Raw genomic sequence first — 23,042 nt, 5'->3', positions numbered from 1 at the left:
AACGCTTTCGCGAGCAAGCTCGCTCCCACAGTGGGTTTGCGTAAAGCCAAGGCAGCCAATTCATTGGCGTCAAAAAAGTCTGTCGCGAATGATGGCACTTTGTCATAATGCCGCCCCTTTTCAACTCCCGCCGCGCATTGCCGTGGTGGGACATCCCCGTTTTTCAAAAGGAATACTCAGTGAGAATGATCTCCCGGATGCTGGTTTCCGGCGTGGCGATTGCCGTGCTCGGCACGATTGCCGGCACGCTCGCCGGTTGCGCCACCGAAAGCTCCCGCGCACTGCCGGTGGCCAAGGTGGAAAGCGCCACTCAAGTCTGGACCGGCGTTCGTGTACCCATGGCCGTGGGCAAGTTCGACAACCGTTCGAGCTACATGCGCGGGATCTTCTCCGATGGCGTCGACCGTCTCGGCGGCCAGGCCAAGACCATCCTCATCACCCACTTGCAGCAAACCAACCGCTTCAGCGTGCTGGATCGCGACAACATGGGCGAAATTCAGCAGGAAGCCGCGATCAAGGGCCAGGCCCAGCGTCTGAAAGGTGCTGATTATGTGGTCACTGGTGACGTCACCGAGTTCGGCCGCAAAGAGACTGGCGATCACCAGTTGTTCGGCATTCTCGGCCGTGGCAAGACCCAGGTGGCCTACGCCAAGGTCAACCTGAACATCGTCAACATCAGCACCTCCGAAGTGGTCTATTCGACCCAGGGCGCCGGCGAATACGCCTTGTCCAACCGCGAAATCATCGGCTTTGGCGGCACCGCTGCCTACGACTCGACCCTCAACGGCAAAGTACTGGATCTGGCCATGCGCGAGGCGATCAATCGTCTGGTCGATGGCATGAACGCCGGTGCCTGGAAACCGGGCAACTGATCGACGCCCATTGCAAGGAGCAACATCCATGAATCTGACTTTGTCGCGCGCGCTAATGGCGCTGACGCTGGCCGCCAGCGCCTTGCTGGCCGGTTGTGCCTCCGGTCCGCAAACCCTGTATCAGTGGGAAGGCTACGAACCGCAGGTGTACGAATACTTCAAAGGCGAAGAGCCAAAAGAAGCTCAGGCTGAAGCGCTGGAACGTGACCTGCAGAAAATCCGTTCCACCGGCAAGGCTGTGCCGCCGGGCTACCACGCGCACCTTGGCCTGCTCTATCTGAGCATGGGCAAGGACGATCAGATGGTGCAGCAGTTCAACACCGAGAAAACCCTGTTCCCCGAGTCCGGCACGTACATGGACTTTCTGCTTAAAAACGCCAAGACCGGAGGCGCGAAATGATTGCGCGTACCTTGAAGCTGTTCGCCGCCGGTCTGGCCCTGACCGTGCTGGGTGGCTGCGTCGCGCCCAAGACCGTGGATTATTCGGCGTACAAACAAGCGCGGCCGAAGACCATTCTGGTACTGCCGCCGTTGAACACCTCGCCGGATGTGAAGGCGTCGTACAGCCTGTTGTCGCAGGTGACGTTCCCGCTGGCCGAGGCCGGTTACTACGTGCTGCCGATCGCGCTGGTGGACGAGACGTTCCGCCAGAACGGCCTGACCACCCCGGACGATATTCATCAGGCACCGCCGAGCAAACTGAAGGACATCTTCGGTGCGGACGCGGCGCTGTACATCACCGTGAGCGAGTACGGCACGCGTTACATGGTGATCAGCAGCGAAACTGCGGTCACTGCGACGGCGAAACTGGTTGACCTGAAAAGCGGTACGACGCTGTGGACCGGTGCGGCGCGGGCATCGAGCGAGGAAGGCAACAACGGCAACGCCGGTGGGTTGATCGGCATGCTGATCACCGCGGCGGTGAAGCAGATCATCAACAGCTCGACCGACGCCGGCTACCCGATTGCCGGTGTGGCGAGCAATCGTCTGCTCTCGGCCGGGCACCCGGCAGGCCTGCTGTACGGCCCGCGCTCGCCGAAGTACGGCACGGACTAAGAAAACGACACAAGTCCCTGTGGGAGCGAGCCTGCTCGCGAAGGCGGTCTGTCATTCAAAGATTATTTGTCTGATATACCGCTTTCGCGAGCAGGCTCGCTCCCACAGGGGTGATGCGTTTCTCTGCTGGGTTATTTCGGGGTTGGCCAGCACCGCTCACCACCGCCCGGCGCCTCCGTCCACGCTTGCAACGAGCGGGTCGGCAAGTCGAAGTAATCGCGGGTGCGCGCGTAACCATGGCCACCCATGCGCCCGATCGCATCCAGGCCCAATTGATCGATGTACAGCGTCTTTGGGTCGATCAACTCATCGCGCACATGCGCCATCAACACCTCGCCAAAGATAATCTCCCGCGACTGACCGATGTTCAGCGCCATCATCCGCCGACACTCCAGCGCCACCGGCGCCTCACCGATGCGCGGGCATTTCACCGTGGTGCCGGCAATCGCCGTCAGCCCTGCTGCGGTCAACTCATCGAAGCCCGGCGCGAACGGCACGGCGCAAACGTTCATCGCTTCCACCAGCGCATCACTGACGATGTTCACGGTGAATTCCTGATTGAGCTGGATATTGCGCGTGGTGTCCTTAGGGCTCTGATCGCCATAATTCTCCACACCCAACGCCAGAATCGGCGGATCGGCCGACAATGCATTGAAGAAACTGAACGGCGCAGCATTCACCCGGCCCTCGCCATCAATGGTGGTGACCAGCGCAATCGGCCGGGGCACGACGCTGCCGATGAGGATCTTGTATTTTTCCCGTGGGCTGAGCTGGCTGAAATCAAAGCTGTGCATGGCAGAAGTCTCTAAAAAAGTGGATCAATCGCGCTCAACGGCGCGTCGGCGCTGTAGTCATCGGCGAACGGAATGGCCGGCTGAAACAGGGTTTTCCAGTCCGGTCGAGCGAAGGCCCGGTCGCTGTGGCTGCGCATGAGTTTTTCGAATTGGCGTTGCGCTTGGCGTTGCAGGGCGGGGTAGTCAACGCCGCTGACCTGACCGTCGTGCATCACGCAACGACCGTCGATGTAGCTGGCGATGCAGTCGTCGCCGCGCCCGGCCAGCAGCAGGTTTTTCAAAGGATCGAACAGCGGCCCCAGGTGCAGGCCGCGCAGGCTGAACACGGTGATGTCGGCTTTGGCGCCGGGTGCCAGACGACCGAGGTCATCACGGCCCAGCGCCCGCGCGCCGCCGAGGGTCGCGGCGTTGTACAGATCGAGGCTGCTGGTCAGCGCCGAGCCACCCTCCATCAGCCGCGCGATGTTTAAACCGTGGCGCATGTTTTCCAGCACGTCTGCCGGCCACGTATCGGTACCGAGGGCAAAGTTGATGCCCTTGGCCCGATAGCGGCCGAACGAATTCAATGCCTCGCCATCACGGGCGAACACCAACGGGCAATGCACCAGACTCGCGCCGCCATCGATCAGTCGTTGCAAATCATCATCGCCAGCGCTGTAGATACCGTGTGGCAGCAGGCTGCGCGGCGTGAGCAAGTCCAGTTGCTGCAACCAGCCCAGCGGCGAGGTGCCGCGCAATTGCTCGACCATCGCCACTTCGCTGAGCGCCTGACAGCAATGCAGGCGCATCGGCGCATTCAGTTCGCGGCTCAGCGCCGAGGTGCGTTGCAGCAGCGCGGGGGTGCAGGTCTGGATGCGATCGGGCAGCAGTGCGCCGCGAATCAGGCCGCCATGGGCGCCGTCGAAATCCTTGAAGAAGCGTTCAGCGGCATCAAGTCCGGCCAGCCCGCGAGCCTCGTCCCAGTGATGGCCGAGGCTGCCGTCGGCGCGCCAGTAGCTCATGCCGCTCATGTAGCAGGGGCCGAGGTACGTCCTTAAACCGAGTTCGCCCGCCACACCGGCGACAGCGGCAAACTCGTCGTAGGTTTCCGCCCACTCGCGGTAGTACATCGAGGTGATCGGCATCGCCGTGGTGATGCCGTTGCGGATCAACTGAGTGAAGGCGTAGCGGTATTTGAAGACCTCTTCTTCCGGGCTGTAAGTCTCACGCGGGCCGGCGGTCAGATACTCGGACGACCACATGCGGCCCATGCTGCGTTCGTCGCCGTTATCCAGGGTCAACACGGTGGAGTCGAGATCGCCCAGTGCATCCAGATCAATGAAGCCGGGACCGATCAACGCGTTGCCGTAGTCGATCCACTGATCCACCGGTCCCGCATAACCGCGCCCGACAAATTCGATGCGCGAGCCGGCAAACACCACTTCGCCGTCGCGCCACAGCACATGCCGCGTGCCGTCGAAACCGACCACGCAACTGGCGCGCAGACCGATGCGTTTCACAGACGGCTGCTCAGCAAGCGGCCACCTTCGGCGATCAAAACACCGGCGCGATAGACCTGCCGCAATGGCCGCGCAACCACGGCTTCGCCAAGGGTTTCGACCGGCATCAGCAAGAAGTCGGCACGCTGACCGAGCGCGAATCCGTAATTCTCGATACCCAGCGCCCGAGCGCCATTCACCGTGGCCGCCTCGAACGCCGCCGCCAGTTCATCGTCCTTGCCCAGATCAAAACGAAACGCCAGCAACATCGCCCGTTCGAGCATGTCGCCATTGCCCATCGGCGACCACGCATCGCGGATGCCATCGGAACCCAGGCAGACATTCACGCCGGTTTCGCGCAGGGCCATAAACGGTGGAACAGCGGTGTCGGCTGGTGCCGAACTCATTAGCGAAATCCCTAACGCCGCCAAACGCTCAGCGACCGGTTTGACCTGACTCCACGGCAGCATGCCGAGGCAATAGGCGTGGCTGATCATGACCCGGTTTTGCAAGCCGAAACGCTCGGTGTAATCGGCGATCAGCGCGATCTGCCACAGGCCCAGCTCACCTTTGTCGTGCAGGTGAATGTCCACGCCACGGCCAAATTCAGCCGCCAGTTTGAAGACGAAATCCAGCTGCGCAATCGGGTCGTTGTCGATGCCGCACGGGTCGAGCCCGCCGACGTTCTCCACGCCCAGCGCCATCGCCTCGCGCATCAGCTCGGCAGTGCCGGGGCGGCTGATCAGCCCGGTTTGCGGGAACACCACCAGTTGCAGATCGATCAGGTCTTTGTAGCGCTCGCGCAGTTGCTGCATGGCCTCGACGTGGCGCAGGCCGAATTCCGGATCGATGTCGACGTGACAGCGCATCGTCAGCGAGCCTCGCGCGATGCAGTTTTCCAGCAGAGCGCCGGCGCGTTCGGCGATGGGGGCGGTGACTTCACGGAGGATACGGCGTTCGTTGCTGATGTAATCCTTGAGCGTCGGCCCGGCGCTGTTCGGGCGCCAGGGTTGGCCATAGAGGGTTTTGTCGAGGTGGACGTGGCTTTCGACCAAGGCTGCGGTAAGCAACTGGTGTTGGCCATCGATATCGCTGGCGGCCAACGGCGCGTTGGTAGCGGGGCGGCGTTGGGTGAACAGGCCGTTTTCGATCAGCAGGTCTTCGGCGGGGGCGCCGTAGGGGCGTACGTTGCGGAGCCAGTGTGGCTGGGTCATATCAACCTCTGTGTTCTTTGAATTTTTTCCCTCACCCTAGCCCTCTCCCGGAGGGAGAGGGGACTGAATGGGGGATATTGGAGAGATACGCCGACCTGGAAGTCCGGCTGTGAATCCAAAACTGACCGGTTTGCAAGCTCAGCTGTAAATCCATAATCGACTCGGTTCATCAGGTCGGCGTAAGTCGCAAGACACCTCGGTCAGTCCCCTCTCCCGGAGGGAGAGGGGACGGAATGGGGGATATTGGAGAGATACACCGACCTGAAAGCTCAGCTGTGAATCCAAAACTGACCGGTTTGCAAGCTCAGCTGTAAATCCATAATCGACTCGGTTCATCAGGTCGGCGTAAGTCGCAAGACACCTCGGTCAGTCCCCTCTACCTCTGGGAGAGGGCTAGGGTGAGGGCAGCGGACTCAGCTCAACCCTTGAGCTTCGACCAAATGCGGTCCTGCAGCTCCCGCGCCTTGTTGCTGCATTCCTTCTCAGGCCGCAAACGTGAGGCGTATTCGTCAGGCATGTTGATCGCGTCCATCACCTTCCACTTAGGATCGAGCAATTGATCACTCTGAATCCCGTTGGCATACGCAATCGCGTTGGACACCGCCGCGGCGTTCTCTGGCTTCATCATCCAGTCGATAAAGATTTTCGCGTTACCCGGATGCGGCGCGCTCTTCGGTACGGCGAAGTTGTCCTGAAACATCGCCAGACCTTCACGCGGATAGACGTACTTGATCGTGCTCTTCTGCAACGTGGCCCGCGCTGTAGAACCGTTCCAGTTTTGCATCATGATCACTTCGCCCGAGGCCATGCGGTCGACGGTGTTGTCAGAGCTGTACATCTTCAAAAACGGCTTCTGCTTTTGCAGCAACTCCAGAATGCGCTTGGCGTCCTGCGGGTTTTCGCTGCACTCGTCGACGTTCAGATAATGGCTGGCGGCGTTGATCACGCTGCTCGACGTATCCAGCGCAGCGAGCTGCCCTTGCAGCTCTTTGCGCGGTTCGAAGAACTCTTTCCACGAGTCATCCAGTTTGCCGCCCGGCACCCGCGCGCTGTCATAGGAGAACCCGGTGGTGCCCCACAGATACGGCGCCGAGAACTTGCGTCCCGGGTCGAAACTCGGGTCGCGGAACGGCCCTTTGACGTACTGGAAATTGCTCAGGCTCGGCGTGTCGATTTCCATCAGCAGGTCCTGCTTGATCAGCGTCTGCATGATCGACTGCGACGGCACGATCACGTCATACGCGGCGCCGCCGGCCTGCAATTTGGCGAGCAAAGTTTCGTTGCTGTCGTAGCCGTCCATGGTCACCTTGATGCCGGTTTCCTTTTCGAACTTGGCCAACAAATCGACCGGGTAGTAATCGGTCCAGTTGTAGAAAAACAGCTCTTTCGGCTCGGCAGCGTGGGCGCCGAACGCGGCGAAACAACTCAGGGCCAGACCGGACATTGCCAACCGCATGCTTTTGACTTTCATGAGAGCGCTCCAGATTTAAGGTTGTTTACCGCGTTGGCCCAGCCAGAAGGCCAGCACCACCAGGACAATCGAAATCACCAGCATCAGCGTCGAGATCGCGTTGATTTCCGGCGTCACGCCGGCCTTGATCGCCGAGAAGATGTACACCGGTAGCGTCGTCGAACCGGGCCCGGCGACGAAAAAGGTCATGATGAAATCGTCGAGGCTGACCACGAACGCCAGCACCGCACCGGACAACACCGCCGGCCACAACAGCGGCAAGGTCACGCGGCGGAACACCTGCCAAGGATTGGCGTAAAGATCGTTCGCCGCCTCCAACAGGCTCTTGTCCAGATCATTGAGCCGTGCGCGAATCGGCAAGTAAGCGAAGGGAATGCAGAAACCGATGTGCGCGACGATCACCGTCAACAAGCCGAGCTTGATGCCCAACGCCATGAACAGCAGCAGGGTGGCCACAGCGGTGACGATCTCCGGCAGGATCAGCGGCAAGTTGATCCCGCCCTCGACCATTTTCTGCCCGTAGAACGGCCGGTACGTGGCCAGTGCCGCGAGCAGGGCAATCGCCGTGGCGCAGACCGTGGCAATGGTGGCGACGATGATCGAATTCAGCGCCGCCGTCTGGATCGACGGGTTGGCCAGAATCCGCCCGTACCAGGCAAAGGAAAACTCGGTCCAAACCGTCGCCGAGCGGTTGGCGTTGAAGCTATAGGCGATCAACACGAAGATCGGCAGGTACAGATAAGCGAGGATCAGCAGGCTGATTTCGCGGGTTGCCGGGAGTTTTTTCAGGTGCAGGGAAATCATGCTTTCGCCCCCCGATTAATGGTCTTCGCCGCGCGGCGGCTGTACAGCGCGTAAAGCACCAGCGACACCAGCAGAATCGCCAGCAACAGGAACGACAGCGAACTGCCCAGCGGCCAGTTACGCGCGGTGCCGAACTGTTGCTGGATCAGGTTGCCGATCATCAAAGTCTTGCCGCCGCCGAGAATCGCCGGGGTGATGAAGGCGCCGAGGCTCGGCACAAACACCAGCAACGCGCCGGCAATCACGCCCGGCATCGACAGCGGCAGAATGATTCTGCGCAAGGCGTGCCAGCGATTGGCGCCGAGGTCGTAAGCGGCTTCGACCAGACGCCAGTCGAGTTTCTCCAGCGTCGAATAGATCGGCAAAATCATGAACGGCAGGAAGCTATAGACCAGACCGACGCTCACCGCGAAGTCGTTGTAGAGCAGGGTGATGCCGCCGGCACTCGGCAACAGCGCGTTGAGGCTTTGCGCGACCCAACCGTGTTCGCGGAGGATGATCAGCCACGCGTAGTTGCGGATCAGCAGGTTGGTCCAGAACGGAATGGTGATCAGCAAGACCATCAGGTTGCGTCGGCGCGGGGTCAAGCTCGACATCCATAACGCCACCGGAAAACCAAATAGAAAGCACAACACGGTGGTGCCGCCGGCCTGCAGCACCGAGCGCAACAGCGCCTGGGCGTAGACCCAGTTCAGCTCCAGTTCACCGTCGAAACCTTCCTGGAAAAACAGCTGCACGTAACTTTGCAGTTGCCATTGCGCTTGCCAGTCGACGCCGCCGTAAGTGTTGCGCGGCAGCAAACTGATGTAGCCCATGATGCCCAGCGGAATGGCAATCAGGGCGAGCAGGGTCAACACCACCGGGCTGAGCAACAGCGCGCGGTTGAGGGCAGGGGAAGTGCTGCTGACGCTCATCTCAGGCCTCCATCAACAGGCAGGCGTGCGGTGGCAGATGCACGGCGACACGCTCGCCGACCGCGCGGCCTGGGTTCAGGCCTTCGTTGTTTTCGCGCAGCATGACCTTGATGTCGTTGTTCAAGCGGCACTGGTACAGCGTCGCGGTGCCGACGTAGAGCACCGCTTCAATGACCCCGCGCAGGTGATGCGGCTGGCTGACGTCGACCAGTTGCGAGCGCTCCGGGCGGAACGCCAGTTGTACGCTGCTGCCGGCGAAGGTCTGCTGCTGACACGGGATTTCGATCGGCATGCCGTTGGGCACGAAGAGTTTTTCGTTGTGCTCGCCGTGTTTGAGCTGGCCGGGGAGGAAGTTGATGTCGCCGATAAACTGCGCGACGAAACGGTGTTTGGGGTGTTCGTAGATATCGGTCGGGGTGCCGATCTGCAGGATTTTGCCGGCAGACATCACGGCGATGCGGTCGGACAGGGTCAGTGCTTCTTCCTGATCATGGGTGACGAAAATGAAAGTGATCCCGGCTTCTTTCTGTACGCGCTTGAGTTCGACCTGCATTTCCTTGCGCAGCTTGAGGTCGAGCGCTGACAGCGGCTCGTCGAGCAGCAGCACTTTCGGTTTCGGCGCCAAGGCCCGGGCCAGAGCCACGCGCTGCTGCTGGCCACCGGACAATTCAGCGGGTTTGCGTCCGGCCAGATGCTCCATTTGCACCAGCGCGAGCATCTCGTTGACGCGATCGGGGATCAACTTGCGCTCAAGACCCTGCATCTCGAGCCCGAAGGCGATATTCTGCGCGACACTCATGTGCGGAAACAGCGCATAACTCTGGAACACCGTGTTGACCCGACGCTTGAACGGCGGCAAATCGTTGACCGGTTCGCCGGCCAGACGAATCTCGCCTTCACTGACGTGTTCGAAGCCGGCGATGGTCCGTAGCAAGGTGGTTTTGCCGCAGCCAGAGGGGCCGAGCAGGGTGAAGAATTCGTTGTCGGCGATGTTCACCGAAACATTGTCGAGGGCCGGCGCGAGGCCTGGATCATCGGAGTACCGTTTTGAGACGTTGCGCACTTCAATTGCTATTGGTTGACCCATAATGGTGCAATCCTCTATTTATTGTATGCAATATCTGAATGCAATTTAGAAATACCCGGATTAATCTGCGGGTGCAACCCCCTTTTTCCATGGCCGCGCATCGCCAGGGGATGGTTGCCCGACGCTAAAGGAGTGTTCGAATGACCGAGAAGAAACTGGAAACCACGGTCGACCGCGTCTACCAAGGGGTTTACGAGGCGATCAGCAAGCGTTCGTTGCGCCCGGGAATGAAGTTGGGCGAGGCTTCGCTGGCTGAGTTATTTAATGTCAGCCGCACGTCGGTGCGCGCCGCATTGAAGCAATTGGAGGCCGATGGCCTGGTCACCACCGAGCCCAATAAAGGTGCATCGGTGTCGTTGCCGAGCAATGAAGAGATCCGTTCGCTGTTCGAAACCCGGCGCCTGATCGAGATCGGCATCGTCACCGAACTGTGCCGGCGCAAGGACAGCGCGGCGATGCAGGACCTGCGCGAACACCTGTTGCTGGAGGATGAAGCCCACGCTGCCGGTGACCACGAACGGCTGATTCATCTGCTCGGCGAGTTCCACATCAAACTGGCACGCAGCCTGAATAATCCGGTGTTGCTCGACTGGTTCCAGAAGCTGATTTCCCGCGCGTCGCTGTATGCCGCCGCGCTGGATGACGACAGTCACGAGGTCTGCCGCGATGACGAACACCTGCGCCTGATCGAGTACATCGAGGCCGGCAATCAGAGCGCCGCGATCGAACTGACCTGCATGCATTTGAATGGCATCGAAAAGGCCATTCTCGACGTCGCCGCGAAGATGAAAACTGGCTACCATCCGCTCAAGCACCTGATCGGGGTCTAGTCCCCGGGCGCGGATGAAATCGGCTATACCTCTTATGAAACCAATGCGACTGAAGACGCTCGAAACAGACGGGCGTCGCGTCGTTCTGGCGTCGCGATTTATCGGGCAATCACCACAGGACACTGAGTCAGTCGATGCAGTTTTTATCCGATAGCCACGGTTGTGATGGCTGGAAAGGCGAGATGGCCAGGCGCATTTGTGCGTTCGACTGGGGCCATACCGAACTGGGGTCACTGGACACCTGGCCTGCCAGCCTGTGCAGCGCGGTGCAACTGATGCTGGCCTCGCCACTGCCGATGGTCATGCTTTGGGGCCGAGCCGGCTACATGATCTACAACGACGCCTATTCGATATTTGCCGGTGGCCGCCATCCGTATCTGCTCGGCTCGCCCGTCGAGTTGGGTTGGCCGGAAGTCGCCGAGTTCAACCGGCATGTGGTGGATACCTGCCTGGCCGGCGGCACCTTGTCGTTTCGCAATAAAGAACTGGTGCTGTTGCGCGATGGCGTCCCCGAAGACGTCTGGATGGATTTGTATTACAGCCCTGTGGCCAACGATGACGGAGCACCTGCCGGGGTGATGGCGATGGTGGTGGAAACCACTGAGTTCATGCACTCCGAGCGCCGGCGTCGGGCGGCCGAAAACGCTTACCGCGCCGACAACGAACGGGTGCGTCTGGCGCTCAATGCCGGGGCCTTGCTTGGCTCGTTTGTCTGGGACGTGAAAAACAACACGCTGTCGGCAGACGAGCGTTTCGCGCGCACGTTCTCGTATCCGCCGGATCACGACTTGAGCAACCTGGCGCAGGACATTGCCGAGTCGCGCATCCATCCCGATGACCACGCCTGGGTGCAAGAGCGAGTCGCCCATTCCGTACAGACCGGCGAGCCGTATAACGCCGAATACCGCGTCCAGCGCAGTAACGGCAGTTATCTGTGGGTGTTGGCCAGCGGCGGTTGTGAGTTCGACAAAGATGGCAAGCCGTTGCGCTTTCCCGGCGTATTGATCGACATCCATGAGCGCAAGATTGCCGAAGAATCCCTGCTCAAATTTACCCGCAACCTTGAACAGCGCGTGGGCGAAGAAGTCGAGGCACGGCTGGCGGCGGAAGAGCAGTTGCGCCAGTCGCAGAAGCTTGAAGCCATCGGTGGTCTGACTGGCGGCGTCGCTCACGACTTCAATAATCTGTTGCAAGTGATCGCCGGCAATCTGCATTTGCTCGCCCGCCATGAACCCGATAATGCCAACGTCCAGCGCCGCGTCAGTGCCTCGCTGGCGGCGGTGGAACGCGGTGCCAAGCTGTCCTCGCAACTGCTCGCATTCGCCCGGCGCCAGCCGTTGTCGCCGGCGGTGTGCAATCCGCAACAGATCTTCGACGGCGTCGGTGAATTGCTACAACGCGCGCTGGGCGAAACCATTCACATCGATGTGCAGTTGCCGCCCGCGCCGTGGCACATCAACGTCGACCGCAATCAACTGGAAAACGCCATTCTCAATCTGGCGATCAACGCCCGCGATGCGATGAAGGGTGAGGGCACCATTGGCCTCAGCGCTGCCAACGTGCGCCTCGACCGCGAGTTTTGTAGCGGCAAGGGCATCGTCCCCGGCGAGTTTGTCCGGGTTGCCGTCAGCGACACCGGCGCGGGGATCCCGGCGCAGATTCTGGAGCAGGTGTTCGAGCCGTTCTTCACCACCAAGGCTGACGGTCAGGGCACTGGACTGGGCTTGAGCATGGTCTTCGGTTTCGTCAAACAGAGCGGCGGGCATGTCGAGATTGCCAGCGCGGTCGGCGAAGGCACGCGCGTGCAGTTGTACTTCCCGCGCAGTTTGCGGCCGATCCTCGATGAGTCGCCCAACCTGCAACGGCAGCAGAGCGGGGGGCACGAGACGATTCTGGTGGTTGAGGACAACGACGCGGTGCGCGCCTCGGCGGTCGAGTTATTGCGTGAAGAAGGTTATCGGGTGCTGACCGCAGGCAACGGTGATGCGGCCATGCAGATGCTGCTGGAAGGCATCGAAGTCGAGCTGATTTTCACCGACGTGGTCATGCCGGGGCTGATCAAAAGCTCCGACCTGTTTGCCTGGGCCAAAGTGCAGACGCCGCCGGTGGCGGTGCTGTTCACCTCCGGGCACACCCGCGACATTATTTCGCGCAATCACCAACTCAGTCCCGACACACATTTGCTGAGCAAACCGTATAGCCCTGAAGCCATGCTGCAGATGATTCGCGTGGTGCTCGGTAGCTGAGCGTTGAACATTCCTTCACCAAGGCAGGTCGATGACTTCCAAACGCACCTCCAAAGCGCCCGCCGGCATGGTCCGAGTGCGCGGCGCGCGTGAACACAACCTGAAAAACGTCGATGTCGACATTCCCCGCGATGCGTTGGTGGTGTTCACCGGGGTGTCAGGTTCGGGCAAATCCTCGTTGGCCTTCTCGACCTTGTACGCCGAAGCCCAGCGCCGCTACTTTGAATCGGTGGCGCCGTACGCGCGGCGGCTGATCGATCAGGTCGGCGTGCCGGATGTCGACTCCATCGAAGGCCTGCCGCCGGCCGTGGCCCTGCAACAGCAGCGCGGCACGCCGAGCACGCGCTCATCGGTGGGCAGCGTGACCACGTTGTCGAGCCTGATCCGCATGCTCTATTCGCGCGCCGGCAGTTATCCGCCGGGGCAGCCGATGTTGTACGCCGAGGACTTTTCGCCGAACACGCCCCAGGGCGCATGCCCCGAATGCCATGGCCTCGGCCGGGTGTATGAAGTCACCGAAGCACTGATGGTGCCCGACCCGAATCTGACGATCCGCCAGCGCGCCGTAGCTTCGTGGCCACTGGCGTGGCAGGGGCAGAACCTGCGCGACATCCTCGTGACGATGGGCATCGACGTCGACATCCCGTGGAAAAAGCTGCCGAAAAAACAGCGCGACTGGATCCTCTTCACCGAAGAAACCCCGACCGTGCCGGTGTACGCCGGGCTGACCCCGGAAGAGACCCGCGTCGCCCTCAAGCGCAAGATGGAGCCGAGTTATCAGGGCACCTTCACCGGCGCCCGGCGCTACATCCTGCACACCTTCAGTCATTCGCAAAGTGCGTTGATGAAGAAGCGCGTTGCGCAATTCATGCTCGGCAGTCCTTGTCCGTTGTGTGACGGCAAACGCCTCAAGCGCGAGGCGTTGTCGGTGACGTTTGCCGGCTATGACATCGGTGAACTGGCGCAGATGCCGCTGCTGCAAGTGGCTGAAGTGCTGCGGCCGGTGGCGGCGCTCAGTTACCTCGAACACCCTGAAGAAACTGGCGACACCTTGAGCCATGCGCAAACCCGCGAGGCCCGCCAGCAGCGCGTCGCCCATGGCGCCAGTGGCCACGCCAGCGCACCGGATGTGCGGCATACGCCAAACCTCTCGCTGGAAAAACGCTTGGCCGCGCAGCGCATTGCCGAAGATTTGCTTGAGCGGGTCAGCACCCTGACTGATCTGGGCCTGGGTTATCTGGCTCTGGAGCGCAGCACGCCGACCTTGTCGTCCGGTGAATTGCAGCGCCTGCGCCTGGCGACGCAGCTGGGTTCGCAGTTGTTTGGCGTGATCTATGTGCTGGACGAGCCCTCTGCCGGTCTGCACCCGGCCGACGGCGAGGCGTTGTTCGAGGCGTTACAACGCTTGAAGGCTGACGGCAACACGCTGTTTGTGGTCGAACATGACCTGGAAACCATGCGCCGCGCTGATTGGTTGATCGACGTTGGCCCGGCAGCAGGCGAGCAGGGCGGGCAGGTGCTGTACAGCGGCCCTCCGGCGGGATTGTCCGCTATTAAAGAGTCGCAAACCCGCGCTTATCTGTTCGCTGAAACCCAGCGGCAAACCCGCGCCGCGCGCAAACCGACGGCGTGGCTGAAACTCGACGGCATTACGCGCAATAACCTCAACAACTTGAGCGCCGAATTTCCGCTGGGTTGCTTTACCTCGGTGACCGGCGTGTCCGGCTCGGGCAAATCGAGTCTGGTCAGTCAGGCATTGCTGGAACTGGTGGGCGCGCAACTCGGGCGGCCGACGGTGGAGCGCGAGCCGGAAGAACTCAGCCTTGAGGACGACGCGCCGCAGGTCAGCAGCGGCCAGGTGACGTCGGGGCTGGAGTCGATCAAACGTCTGGTGCAGGTCGACCAGAAGCCCATCGGCCGTACACCACGTTCCAATCTGGCGACGTACACCGGGTTGTTCGACAACGTGCGCAAGCTGTTCGCCGCCACGCCCGATGCAAAAGCGGCGGGGTATGACGCCGGGCAGTTCTCGTTCAACGTCGCCAAGGGGCGTTGCACGACGTGCGAGGGTGAAGGATTTGTCAGTGTTGAATTGCTGTTCATGCCCAGCGTGTATGCGCCGTGCCCAACCTGCCATGGCGCGCGTTACAACCCGCAGACGCTGGCGATTCTCTGGGACGGTTTGAGCATTGCGCAGGTGCTGCAACTCACCGTCGATGAAGCGGTGACGGTGTTTGCCGAGCAGCCGGGGATTCGCCGTTCGCTGGAAGTGCTGCGCGACATTGGCCTGGGTTATCTGCGCCTTGGGCAACCGGCCACGGAACTGTCCGGCGGCGAAGCGCAGCGGATCAAACTCGCTACCGAGCTGCAGCGCAACCAGCGTGGTGCGACCTTGTATGTGCTGGACGAACCGACCACGGGATTGCATCCGCGCGATGTCGATCGGTTGCTGGAGCAACTGGATACGCTGGTGACGGCGGGGCACACGGTGATCGTGGTCGAACACGAAATGCGCGTCGTGGCGCAGAGTGACTGGGTGATCGACATCGGTCCTGGGGCGGGGGATCAGGGCGGCAGGATTGTCGTGGCGGGCACACCGCAGAAGGTTGCGGCGAGCAAGAAAAGCAAGACCGCGCCGTTTTTGGCTCGGGCTTTGAACCGATAGGTGTGTTGGCAGGGCTGACGTCTTCGTCGGAACGCCGCCCGGAGCAAGCTCGCTCCCACAGTGATTTTGTGTGTACGCCTATTCCGCGTACATCACTAAAACCTGTGGGAGCGAGCTTGCTCGCGAATGCGGTTGATCAGGCGCCGTCGAGGGTGCGGCGGACCTTGTCGAGCAGTTCGCTGATCTGGAAAGGTTTCACCAACATGTCCATGCCCGTGCCCAGAAACACCTGACGATTGATCGCCGTTTCGGCGTAACCGGTCATGAACAAAATCGGTAAACCTTCGCGCCAGCCGCGCGCAACATCCGCCAGTTCGCGCCCGCTCATGCGCGGCAGGCCGACGTCGGTCAGCAGCAGGTTGATTGACGGATCGTTCTGCAAACGCTCCAGCGCTGTTTCGATGTCCGCTGCCTGGGTGCAGCGATAACCGGCGTCTTCCAGCACTTCGGTGACGAACATCCGCACCGAGGCCATGTCCTCGACAATCAGCACATGCTCGCCAGTGCCTTGCGGATCGACCACCGGGGCGGGGATGTCGGCCCCGGTCGGGTCGGTGGTGGCCGGCAGCATGATCGTCACTTCGGTGCCGCGTCGCGCCACGCTGCGGATGTGCGCATCGCCGCCCGACTGACGGGCGAAACCATAGATCGTCGACAGGCCCAGCCCCGTGCCCTGGCCGAGCGGTTTGGTGGTGAAGAACGGGTCGAAGACCTTGTCGATGACGCTGTGCTCGATCCCCGTACCGTCATCGCGCACCGACAGCGCCACATAAGCCCCGTCAGCCAGATTCGGGTCGCCATGGGAATACGCCGCGTACGTGTTGACCCAGATATTGCCGCCAGAAGGCAGCGCATCGCGGGCGTTGATCACCAGGTTCAGCACGGCGCTTTCCAGTTGCACCGGGTCGACCAGCGCGATGGCGGGTTTGCTGGTCAGCTCAAGCTTGAGGGTGATGCGCTCGCCGATGGTGCGCATCAGCAACTCCTCCAGCGAGCGCACCTGCTCGTTGATGTCCACCGGGCGGGTGTCCAGTGGTTGCTGGCGGGCAAACGCCAGCAGGCGATGAGTGAGGGACGCCGCGCTCATCGCCGAATTCAGCGCCGCCTCGGTATAGAACTGCACTTTGTCCAGGCGCTCATCGGCGATGCGTTTTTGAATCAACTCAAGGCTGGTAATGATGCCGGTCAGCAGGTTGTTGAAGTCGTGGGCGATGCCGCCGGTGAGTTTGCCCAGTGCGTCCATTTTCTGCACCTGCAGCAACTGCGCTTCGGCGCGTACACGCTCGGCGACCTCCTTGGCCAGTTGCGTGGTGGTGTCATCGAGGCGTGCCAGATGCGAGCGCTCGCGATGACGATGCTCGGTGACGTCCTCGACGAATACCAGGCTCAACTCGGGTGTGCGGTATGGCGAAATCTGCCACTCGGTTTCGCGGATCTGGCCCTGCACGCGCATGTTCAGCGTGCCTTTCCAGCGCTCGCCATCGACCAGCCGCAGGCGCAGTTCATTGAGGATGGCGCTCTGCTCCTCGGCGAAGCATTCACGCAGGATTTGCGGGTCCTGATTGTCCAGAATCAGCTGTGCGAAGGCATGATTGCATTCATGCACCTTGAGACTCGCATCGAGCACCGCGATCGGTGCGGAAACATTGACGAAAATCTCGCGAAAGCGTGCCTCACTCTCGCGCAGGGCGTTTTCCGTGTCGCGCACCCGCAGCAACGTGCGCAGGGTCGCCAGCAGCACATCGGGGTCGACCGGGTGAATCAGATAGGCATCGGCGCCAGCGTCGAGGCCGGTGATGATGTCGCCAGTCTGGATCGACGCGGCGGACACATGGATCACCGGCAGCAGCGCGGTGCGGCTGTCGGCGCGCAAAATGCGCACGATGTCGAACCCGCTCATGTCCGGCAGATTGACGTCGAGGATCAGCGCATCGAGCGGCTCGCTCTCGATCAGCGCCAGGCCCTCGCTGCCGGTGCCGGCCTCCAGTACCTCATAACCATGGCGTTCCAGGCGTCGGCGCAGGGCATAGCGAGTGGCGACGTTGTCGTCGACGATCAACAGGCGGATGTCACGTTTCATCGACGTTCTCCAGAGCGATCGCCAGCGGAATGATCACGAAAAAGGTCGAGCCGACCCCCGGCGTGCTGTCCATTCCGACTTCACCGCCCAACAGGGCCGCAAAGCGTTTACACAGGGACAGGCCCAACCCGGTGCCGCGCAGGCGTTTCTGCAACGGCGAGTCGACCTGGGAAAAGTCTTCGAACAATGCGCCATGCAACTCGGCAGCGATACCGATACCGGTGTCGCTGACGGCAAAACGTACTTTGTCGATACCTTCGAGGCGCGCCGACACCCGCACTTCACCACGGGTGGTGAACTTCAGCGAATTGGAAATGAAGTTACGCAAGATCTGCGCGAGTTTCTTGTCATCGGTATACAGGCGCGGCAAGCCGCCGGGTTCTTCAAAGATCAGATCCACCGCGGTGGCATCGACAATCGGCCGAAACATCCCGCGCAGGGCGGAAAAGAGGTCGAACATGTCGAACCACGCCGGGGAAATGCTGATGCGTCCGGCCTCGATTTTTGCCAGATCGAGCAAGTCATCGACCATGTCGCTGAGTTCGCGGGCGGCGGTGCTGACGAATGCCACCTGCTTGTGCTGTTCCGGGCTGAGCGGGCCGTCGAGTTCGTCGGCGAGCAGGCTGTTGATGCTCAGGATCGAACCCAGTGGCGTGCGAAATTCATGGCTCATGTACGACAGAAAACGGCTTTTCAGGTCCGAAGCCTGGCGCAGCTCCTCAGCCTGTATGTCGAGTTCGGCGTACAGGGCCAGCACACCCTGATTGGTTTCATCGAGTTCTTCGCGCAGGGCTGCGGTTTCGCTCTGCAACTGTGCAATCAGCGCGGTCTGTTCGGCGCTGCTCAGAATCGGCGACTCAGCCATGGGCGGCCTCCAGGGCAACGACCAGCACCGTTACATCGTCACGCCCGCGACAGAAGTCGCGGTGCAGGACGCTGGCTATCACGGCAGGATGGCGGTGCACCAGACCGGGGTAGTCTTGAAGGTTCCAACGGGACTGCAAGCCGTCGCTGTACATGATCAATAGATGTCCGTTCACGTGAGCATAGTCAAAGGGCCGGGCTTTCCGGTATTGCACGCCCACGATACCCGGGTGCGAGGCCAGTCCGCGGGATTTTTCGGCGCTGATCAAACTGGCGCCGATGTTGCCGACGCCGGCAAAGGTCAGGCTGTCGCGCCTGCCGTCGAATTGCGTGAATGCGACGGCGCCACCACGGGTGCCGATCATGTCGCGGTGCATGTCTTCCATCAGCATCACCGGCTCGGCGAACGGCGTCAGGGCGAAGGTGTTGGCGCCAGCGCGGCCGGCGCGTTCGGCTTCTTCACCGTGGCCGAGACCGTCGATGATCAGCGCGCTGATATTGCCGTCTTCATAGGCCAGGTGCCAGACATCACCGCAAGCAGGATCGTTGTGCAATGAATGCTGACTGACACCAAAGCGCATGTCGGGCGCGCGATCGCTGCGCGGATACAGTCGCGCCAATAACACTGCGCCACGGCTATCGGCGTACACATCAAACACTTCGGTCTGGCGCGATACCGAGCCAAGGCCGATGCCTTGAGTACCGCCGGTAGAAAACCCGTCGGCGAGGCAGGCCTCCAGGTCAAAGCCCTGAGCACGGTCGATGGCGAGCATTTCAATGCCAAAACCATTGGCGCGCGGCAGCACCCGCAGGTGCATTTCACCGTGGCTGGCATGTTTGAGCACGTTACTCGCCAGCTCCGTGGCCACCAGTGCCACGCGTCCGGCATCGCGTTCATCGAAGCCGTGTTGCTCGGCCAGTTGCTGCGCGGTGCGCCGCGCGTGGCCGATCTGGCTGCTGTCTTCGATCGGCAACACTTGAGTCAGGCTTGCGCCGATATTCATGTCCATCGGGTAATCGTTATTCGAGTGCCTTTGCCAGGCTCGGTGTCCAGTTCGAACTCTTCCACCAGCCGCTTGGCGCCGGTCAGGCCCAGGCCCATGCCGCTGCCGGACGTCCAGCCGTCGGTCATCGCCAGTTTGATATCGGCAATGCCCGGGCCTTCATCGCGAAACGTCAAACGCAGCCCGACCTTGTGATCTTCATCGAGAATCTGCCAGTCCATGTCGCCGCCACCACCGTAAACCATGGTGTTGCGCGCCAGTTCGCTGACCGCCGTGACCATTTTGGTCAGGTCGATCAGACGCATGCCGCACTCCGTCGCCAACTTGCGCGCGGTCTGGCGGGCCAGCACCACGTCCTGCTCAATGTGGATGGGTTGAGTACCGCTACTGCGCACGGTCATTGTTGCAGTACTCGTTCCCGCAGCAGTTTCATCCCGCGCTCGACGTTCAGTGCGGTGCTGACGCCGGGCAGGGTCATGCCAAGTTCCACCAAGGTAATCGCCACTGCCGGTTGCATGCCCACCAGAACAGTTTCGGCGTCCATGATTTTCGACAGACCGGAAATCGTGCCGATCATCCGGCCGATGAACGAGTCGACCATGTCCAGCGCCGAAATGTCGATCAACACCCCGCGCGCCGAGGTTTTGCTGATGCGTTCGGACAAGTCGTCTTGCAGCGTGAGGGCGAGTTGGTCGTGCATGTCGACCTGAATGGTCACCAGCAGAAAGTCGCCCATTTGCAGAATCGGGATACGTTCCATGCTTAAACCGTCTTGACGAGGCTGACACCCAGACGGGTCAGGGCCAGTTTCAAAGCGTCAGCCAGATTGGCCTTGGTCACCACGCCTTGCAGGTCGAGGCCGAGGTGGACGATGGTTTGTGCGATTTGCGGGCGTACGCCGCTGATGATGCAGTCGGCGCCCATCAGGCGGATCGCGGTGACGGTTTTCAGCAAATGCTGGGCGACCAGGGTGTCGACGGTCGGCACGCCGGTGATGTCGATGATGGCGATTTCCGAACCGGTGTCGACGATGCGTTGCAGCAGCGATTCCATCACCACTTGGGTGCGTTGCGAGTCGAGGGTGCCGATCATCGGCAGCGCCAGCACGCCGTCCCACAGCTTGACCACCGGGGTCGACAGCTCCAGCAGTTCTTCTTGCTGGCGCTTGATCACCGCTTCACGGGATTTCTGGAAGGTACGGATGGTGTGCATGCCGAACGCGTCGAGCAGTTCGGAGATTTCCCAGAGCTGTTCGGCGAGCAGTGCCGGTTGTTCTTTGTAATGGTTCTGGAGCAGATTAAACAGTGGGCCTTTGAGGGCGAAAATGAAGCTGGCGGTTTGCTGCGAGTCCTGGCCAAGCAGGGCACGGCTGTGGGAGAGTTTTTCGAGGAACTGTCGGGTGCTTTCCCAGCCTGGTGCGGCAATGTTAGTGCCGTTGTCGCTCTCGATCCCGCTGACCACTAATTGCAGGAATTCTGTGGTCTGTTGCTGCAGATCGTGATCTTTCAGATTGCGCGTGGCGCCGCTGGCTTGCAGCCCATTGATCCATTCGCCCAGCAGTTGTGCCTGTTTGTTTTTCATCGCATCGAGTGTGCTGTTCTGCAGTGCTGCCATGTGCCTGTTGCTCCGTAGCGAATTGAGGGGTCAGCGTAAAAAATTGACCGGCGCGAACTCATCGACCTTGGCCGTTCAAAATAGTTGTTCGTTGTTGCGATGATATTTTTGATTTGGCGCAAGGTACGTCCCGATAACTCTAGTCGGCGGGGCCGGAAGCGGCGATGTTTTGAACGATGGCGTGGCGCAGGCTTCGAATCTTCAAGGCCCGACGGGTTTGTGTCGGGTTTGCTTTGACGAACGAGGTGGCCATGAACGAGCAGACGCAAAATCAACAGAACCCATCCGCCGAACCGATCAACCGCAACGATCCGGCCATCGACCCGCAGGTGCCGGGGCAGCCCGCGCCGACGCAACAGCAGGGCGATAAAGAGCAGGCGCAGAGTGCGGATCCGGCGGTGGACCAGAAGCAAAAACATACCGACAACGACAATGAATTCAGCCCGGGCTTTGAACCGCAGCCGGATCGGGCGGCGCCGGGCGAGGAGACGGATGCTGATATCGATACGGATGGCGGTTGATTTACGGCGGATATGATGAGGCCGCATGGATTGGATGCGGCCTTTTTTTTTCGCTTGGGTTTGGTGGTGTGGCTGAGATCGATCCCCCTCACCCCAGCCCTCTCCCCCAGGGGGGCGAGGGGGAAAGGGAGCAGATCGGGGGACGTTCAGAATTTGGGTTCGACTGAGGGGGCTCAGGTCGATGTAATTCGAACATCCACCACGGTCGGCTCCCTCTCCCTCCGGGAGAGGGCTGGGGTGAGGGTGTGGCTTTTATTTACTCGGATGCTTGGCCTGCAGCTCTTTGGCGGCAGCGAGATGTTTTTCCAGCGCCGGCAGCATTTTCTGCGCGAACGCCTTCAGCTCAGGCGCACCTTTAACCTTGTCATCCGTCACCGTATTCGCCTCTTTCTTGAACAATTCAATGGTCTCTTCGTGGGCCTTCACCTGATTATTGGCGTAAGCCGCGTCGAAAGACTCATCGCGCAAGTCGAGGATTTTTTCCTTGGCCTGTTTGACCAGTGTCGTGGTGTCCGGCACTTTGATGTCGTGGGCCTGGGCAATGCTCGCCAGTTCATCGTTGGCCTTGCCATGGTCGGTGATCATCATATTGGCGAACGCCTTGATATCAGCCGATTGGCTTTTTTCCAGGGCAAGTCGGCTGGTTTCGATTTCGGCGATGCCACCAGCAGCCGCGTTATCGACGAAATTATTATCGGTGGCCGCGAAGGCGCTGCCCATGCCTGTACTCAAAGCGACAGCCAGAAACAGATGACGCAGATTGAATCCGTCCATTGGTGTATCTCCACACAGTTTTTGTTGGGGTTAACCAATGGAGGCAACGCAGCGAAAAAAGGTTTTATCGCATTTGCGACAGGGCGACGAACGGGCACCGCTGGTCTGACAGGTGGTCGACAGAACCGTCCAACCGAGGCCATTCTGATAACTGGCCAGCGCAATCGGTCGCGTTGGCTGCCGATCAACTGACGGAGGTGTTCCATGCCGGTGACCCATGATCTGTTACAGGACTTGAAGCTTACGAAGGAAGAGATCCAGCAAAAACGCACCGCGGATCCACATCTGGACGCACTGATCAACAAGTATTCCCAGGCGGACGCCGACGTCGTCAAGGCCGAGACGGCGACCTCGGATGCGCCCAGCGATGACACGCTGAAAAAACTCAAAGAGAAGCGCTTGCAGGTCAAAGACAAGATCGTCGCGCAATTGCAGGCACAATCCTGACCGCCAGTCGCGCCACCGCCCCTCGGTGGTGAATTGACTGGAACGACAGCCACGACCGGCACCTCGAATGTTCAGAGTCTTCTTCTACCGACTCTTTGCGAGGTGCCTTATGAACGATCCCAAATTCCCCAGTGAAGAGCAGGGTGCATTCGACCCGGTTCCGACGCATCCAGAGCCCAACAGCCCTGCGCACACCACGGCCAATCCGCAAGAGCCGGATGAGGATCTGCCGGAAGACGAAGATCCGGACAAGTTCGATAAATCCAGCAACTGACAGACCGCCTTCGCGAGCAGGCTCGCTCCCACA

At 60.7% G+C, this 23,042-nt stretch carries 23 protein-coding genes; 9 read left to right on the top strand and 14 right to left on the bottom strand.

Annotation, left to right across the window (positions count from 1 at the left end; translation table 11 throughout):
• Positions 1-185: 185 nt before the first annotated feature.
• Genes A8O26_RS26825 through A8O26_RS26815 form a run of 3 tightly spaced genes read left to right on the top strand, consistent with a single transcriptional unit; the run spans position 186 to position 1,928 of the window.
• On the top strand, positions 186-872 hold the full coding sequence (locus A8O26_RS26825) for a CsgG/HfaB family protein (protein ID WP_161986630.1): 687 nt from the start codon (positions 186-188) through the stop codon (positions 870-872).
• 28 nt (positions 873-900) lie between these two features.
• Positions 901-1,272, top strand: coding sequence for a DUF4810 domain-containing protein (locus A8O26_RS26820; protein WP_064120649.1), 372 nt, complete (start codon positions 901-903; stop codon positions 1,270-1,272).
• Positions 1,269-1,928, top strand: coding sequence for a DUF799 domain-containing protein (locus A8O26_RS26815; RefSeq protein WP_064120648.1), 660 nt, complete (start codon positions 1,269-1,271; stop codon positions 1,926-1,928). The genes A8O26_RS26820 and A8O26_RS26815 overlap by 4 nt, the downstream gene beginning before the upstream one ends.
• A gap of 131 nt (positions 1,929-2,059) precedes the next feature.
• On the opposite strand, the gene A8O26_RS26810 is transcribed toward A8O26_RS26815, so the two are convergent.
• The 7 genes from A8O26_RS26810 to A8O26_RS26780 form a co-directional block, all read right to left on the bottom strand.
• The gene (locus A8O26_RS26810) at positions 2,060-2,722 is read right to left on the bottom strand and encodes a flavin reductase family protein (protein WP_064120647.1); all 663 of its coding nucleotides are present in this window, start codon (positions 2,720-2,722) and stop codon (positions 2,060-2,062) included.
• Positions 2,723-2,733: 11 nt separating this feature from the next.
• Positions 2,734-4,221: an amidohydrolase family protein gene (locus tag A8O26_RS26805; RefSeq protein WP_064120646.1), complete on the bottom strand. Its 1,488-nt coding sequence runs from the start codon at positions 4,219-4,221 to the stop codon at positions 2,734-2,736.
• Positions 4,218-5,414 carry an amidohydrolase family protein gene (locus tag A8O26_RS26800; RefSeq protein ID WP_064120645.1) on the bottom strand — a complete coding sequence of 399 codons (1,197 nt, stop codon included), beginning with the start codon at positions 5,412-5,414 and terminating at the stop codon, positions 4,218-4,220. Before A8O26_RS26800 ends, A8O26_RS26805 begins: the two co-directional genes overlap by 4 nt.
• 418 nt (positions 5,415-5,832) lie before the next feature.
• On the bottom strand, positions 5,833-6,885 hold the full coding sequence (locus tag A8O26_RS26795) for an extracellular solute-binding protein (protein WP_064120644.1): 1,053 nt from the start codon (positions 6,883-6,885) through the stop codon (positions 5,833-5,835).
• 15 nt (positions 6,886-6,900) lie between these two features.
• Positions 6,901-7,689: an ABC transporter permease gene (locus A8O26_RS26790; RefSeq protein WP_064120643.1), complete on the bottom strand. Its 789-nt coding sequence runs from the start codon at positions 7,687-7,689 to the stop codon at positions 6,901-6,903.
• Positions 7,686-8,603, bottom strand: a complete 918-nt coding sequence (locus tag A8O26_RS26785) for an ABC transporter permease (protein ID WP_064120642.1) — start codon at positions 8,601-8,603, stop codon at positions 7,686-7,688. Before A8O26_RS26785 ends, A8O26_RS26790 begins: the two co-directional genes overlap by 4 nt.
• Before the next feature lies 1 nt (position 8,604).
• Complete coding sequence (locus A8O26_RS26780; RefSeq protein ID WP_064120641.1) at positions 8,605-9,690, bottom strand: ABC transporter ATP-binding protein; 1,086 nt, start codon at positions 9,688-9,690, stop codon at positions 8,605-8,607.
• A gap of 140 nt (positions 9,691-9,830) precedes the next feature.
• Between A8O26_RS26780 and A8O26_RS26775 the strand changes: the two genes are divergently transcribed.
• The 3 genes from A8O26_RS26775 (at position 9,831) to A8O26_RS26765 (ending at position 15,431) form a co-directional block, all read left to right on the top strand.
• Positions 9,831-10,520 carry a GntR family transcriptional regulator gene (locus tag A8O26_RS26775; RefSeq protein ID WP_008085895.1) on the top strand — a complete coding sequence of 230 codons (690 nt, stop codon included), beginning with the start codon at positions 9,831-9,833 and terminating at the stop codon, positions 10,518-10,520.
• A gap of 134 nt (positions 10,521-10,654) precedes the next feature.
• Positions 10,655-12,766, top strand: a complete 2,112-nt coding sequence (locus A8O26_RS26770) for a PAS domain-containing hybrid sensor histidine kinase/response regulator (RefSeq protein ID WP_064120640.1) — start codon at positions 10,655-10,657, stop codon at positions 12,764-12,766.
• 31 nt (positions 12,767-12,797) lie between these two features.
• Positions 12,798-15,431 (top strand): excinuclease ABC subunit UvrA, encoded by a 2,634-nt coding sequence (locus A8O26_RS26765; protein ID WP_064120639.1) that lies wholly within the window; start codon positions 12,798-12,800, stop codon positions 15,429-15,431.
• A gap of 136 nt (positions 15,432-15,567) precedes the next feature.
• On the opposite strand, the gene A8O26_RS26760 is transcribed toward A8O26_RS26765, so the two are convergent.
• From A8O26_RS26760 to A8O26_RS26735, 6 genes are read right to left on the bottom strand one after another with little or no spacing between them, the layout of a single operon-like run.
• The gene (locus tag A8O26_RS26760) at positions 15,568-17,511 is read right to left on the bottom strand and encodes a response regulator (RefSeq protein ID WP_064120638.1); all 1,944 of its coding nucleotides are present in this window, start codon (positions 17,509-17,511) and stop codon (positions 15,568-15,570) included.
• Entirely contained in the window at positions 17,501-18,376 is an 876-nt protein-coding gene (locus A8O26_RS26755; RefSeq protein ID WP_064120637.1) for a sensor histidine kinase, read from the bottom strand. Before A8O26_RS26755 ends, A8O26_RS26760 begins: the two co-directional genes overlap by 11 nt.
• Positions 18,369-19,379, bottom strand: coding sequence for an ATP-binding protein (locus tag A8O26_RS26750; protein ID WP_064120675.1), 1,011 nt, complete (start codon positions 19,377-19,379; stop codon positions 18,369-18,371). Before A8O26_RS26750 ends, A8O26_RS26755 begins: the two co-directional genes overlap by 8 nt.
• Positions 19,376-19,780 (bottom strand): anti-sigma regulatory factor, encoded by a 405-nt coding sequence (locus A8O26_RS26745; RefSeq protein WP_003225570.1) that lies wholly within the window; start codon positions 19,778-19,780, stop codon positions 19,376-19,378. The genes A8O26_RS26750 and A8O26_RS26745 overlap by 4 nt, the downstream gene beginning before the upstream one ends.
• A complete protein-coding gene (locus A8O26_RS26740; RefSeq protein ID WP_034155679.1) occupies positions 19,777-20,139 on the bottom strand; it encodes an STAS domain-containing protein in 363 nt (120 codons plus the stop codon). The genes A8O26_RS26745 and A8O26_RS26740 overlap by 4 nt, the downstream gene beginning before the upstream one ends.
• A gap of 2 nt (positions 20,140-20,141) precedes the next feature.
• Positions 20,142-20,993, bottom strand: a complete 852-nt coding sequence (locus A8O26_RS26735) for an STAS domain-containing protein (protein WP_064120636.1) — start codon at positions 20,991-20,993, stop codon at positions 20,142-20,144.
• A gap of 251 nt (positions 20,994-21,244) precedes the next feature.
• On the opposite strand from A8O26_RS26735, the gene A8O26_RS26730 reads away from it, so the two are divergent.
• Positions 21,245-21,514 (top strand): hypothetical protein, encoded by a 270-nt coding sequence (locus tag A8O26_RS26730; RefSeq protein ID WP_064120635.1) that lies wholly within the window; start codon positions 21,245-21,247, stop codon positions 21,512-21,514.
• 252 nt (positions 21,515-21,766) lie between these two features.
• Here the strand turns inward: A8O26_RS26730 and A8O26_RS26725 are convergent, their stop codons facing one another.
• Positions 21,767-22,288, bottom strand: a complete 522-nt coding sequence (locus A8O26_RS26725; RefSeq protein ID WP_064120634.1) for a DUF4142 domain-containing protein — start codon at positions 22,286-22,288, stop codon at positions 21,767-21,769.
• Between the two features lie 204 nt (positions 22,289-22,492).
• On the opposite strand from A8O26_RS26725, the gene A8O26_RS26720 reads away from it, so the two are divergent.
• Complete coding sequence (locus tag A8O26_RS26720; RefSeq protein WP_064120633.1) at positions 22,493-22,735, top strand: YdcH family protein; 243 nt, start codon at positions 22,493-22,495, stop codon at positions 22,733-22,735.
• Between the two features lie 109 nt (positions 22,736-22,844).
• Positions 22,845-23,009 carry a hypothetical protein gene (locus tag A8O26_RS30005; protein WP_172828216.1) on the top strand — a complete coding sequence of 55 codons (165 nt, stop codon included), beginning with the start codon at positions 22,845-22,847 and terminating at the stop codon, positions 23,007-23,009.
• Positions 23,010-23,042 lie beyond the last annotated feature (33 nt).

The sequence above is a fragment of the Pseudomonas fluorescens genome (genome assembly GCF_001648775.1).
Taxonomy (GTDB): domain Bacteria; phylum Pseudomonadota; class Gammaproteobacteria; order Pseudomonadales; family Pseudomonadaceae; genus Aquipseudomonas; species Aquipseudomonas fluorescens_M.
The sequence above is the reverse complement of the archived record's forward strand: the minus strand, read 5'-3'. Positions and strand labels throughout refer to the sequence as shown.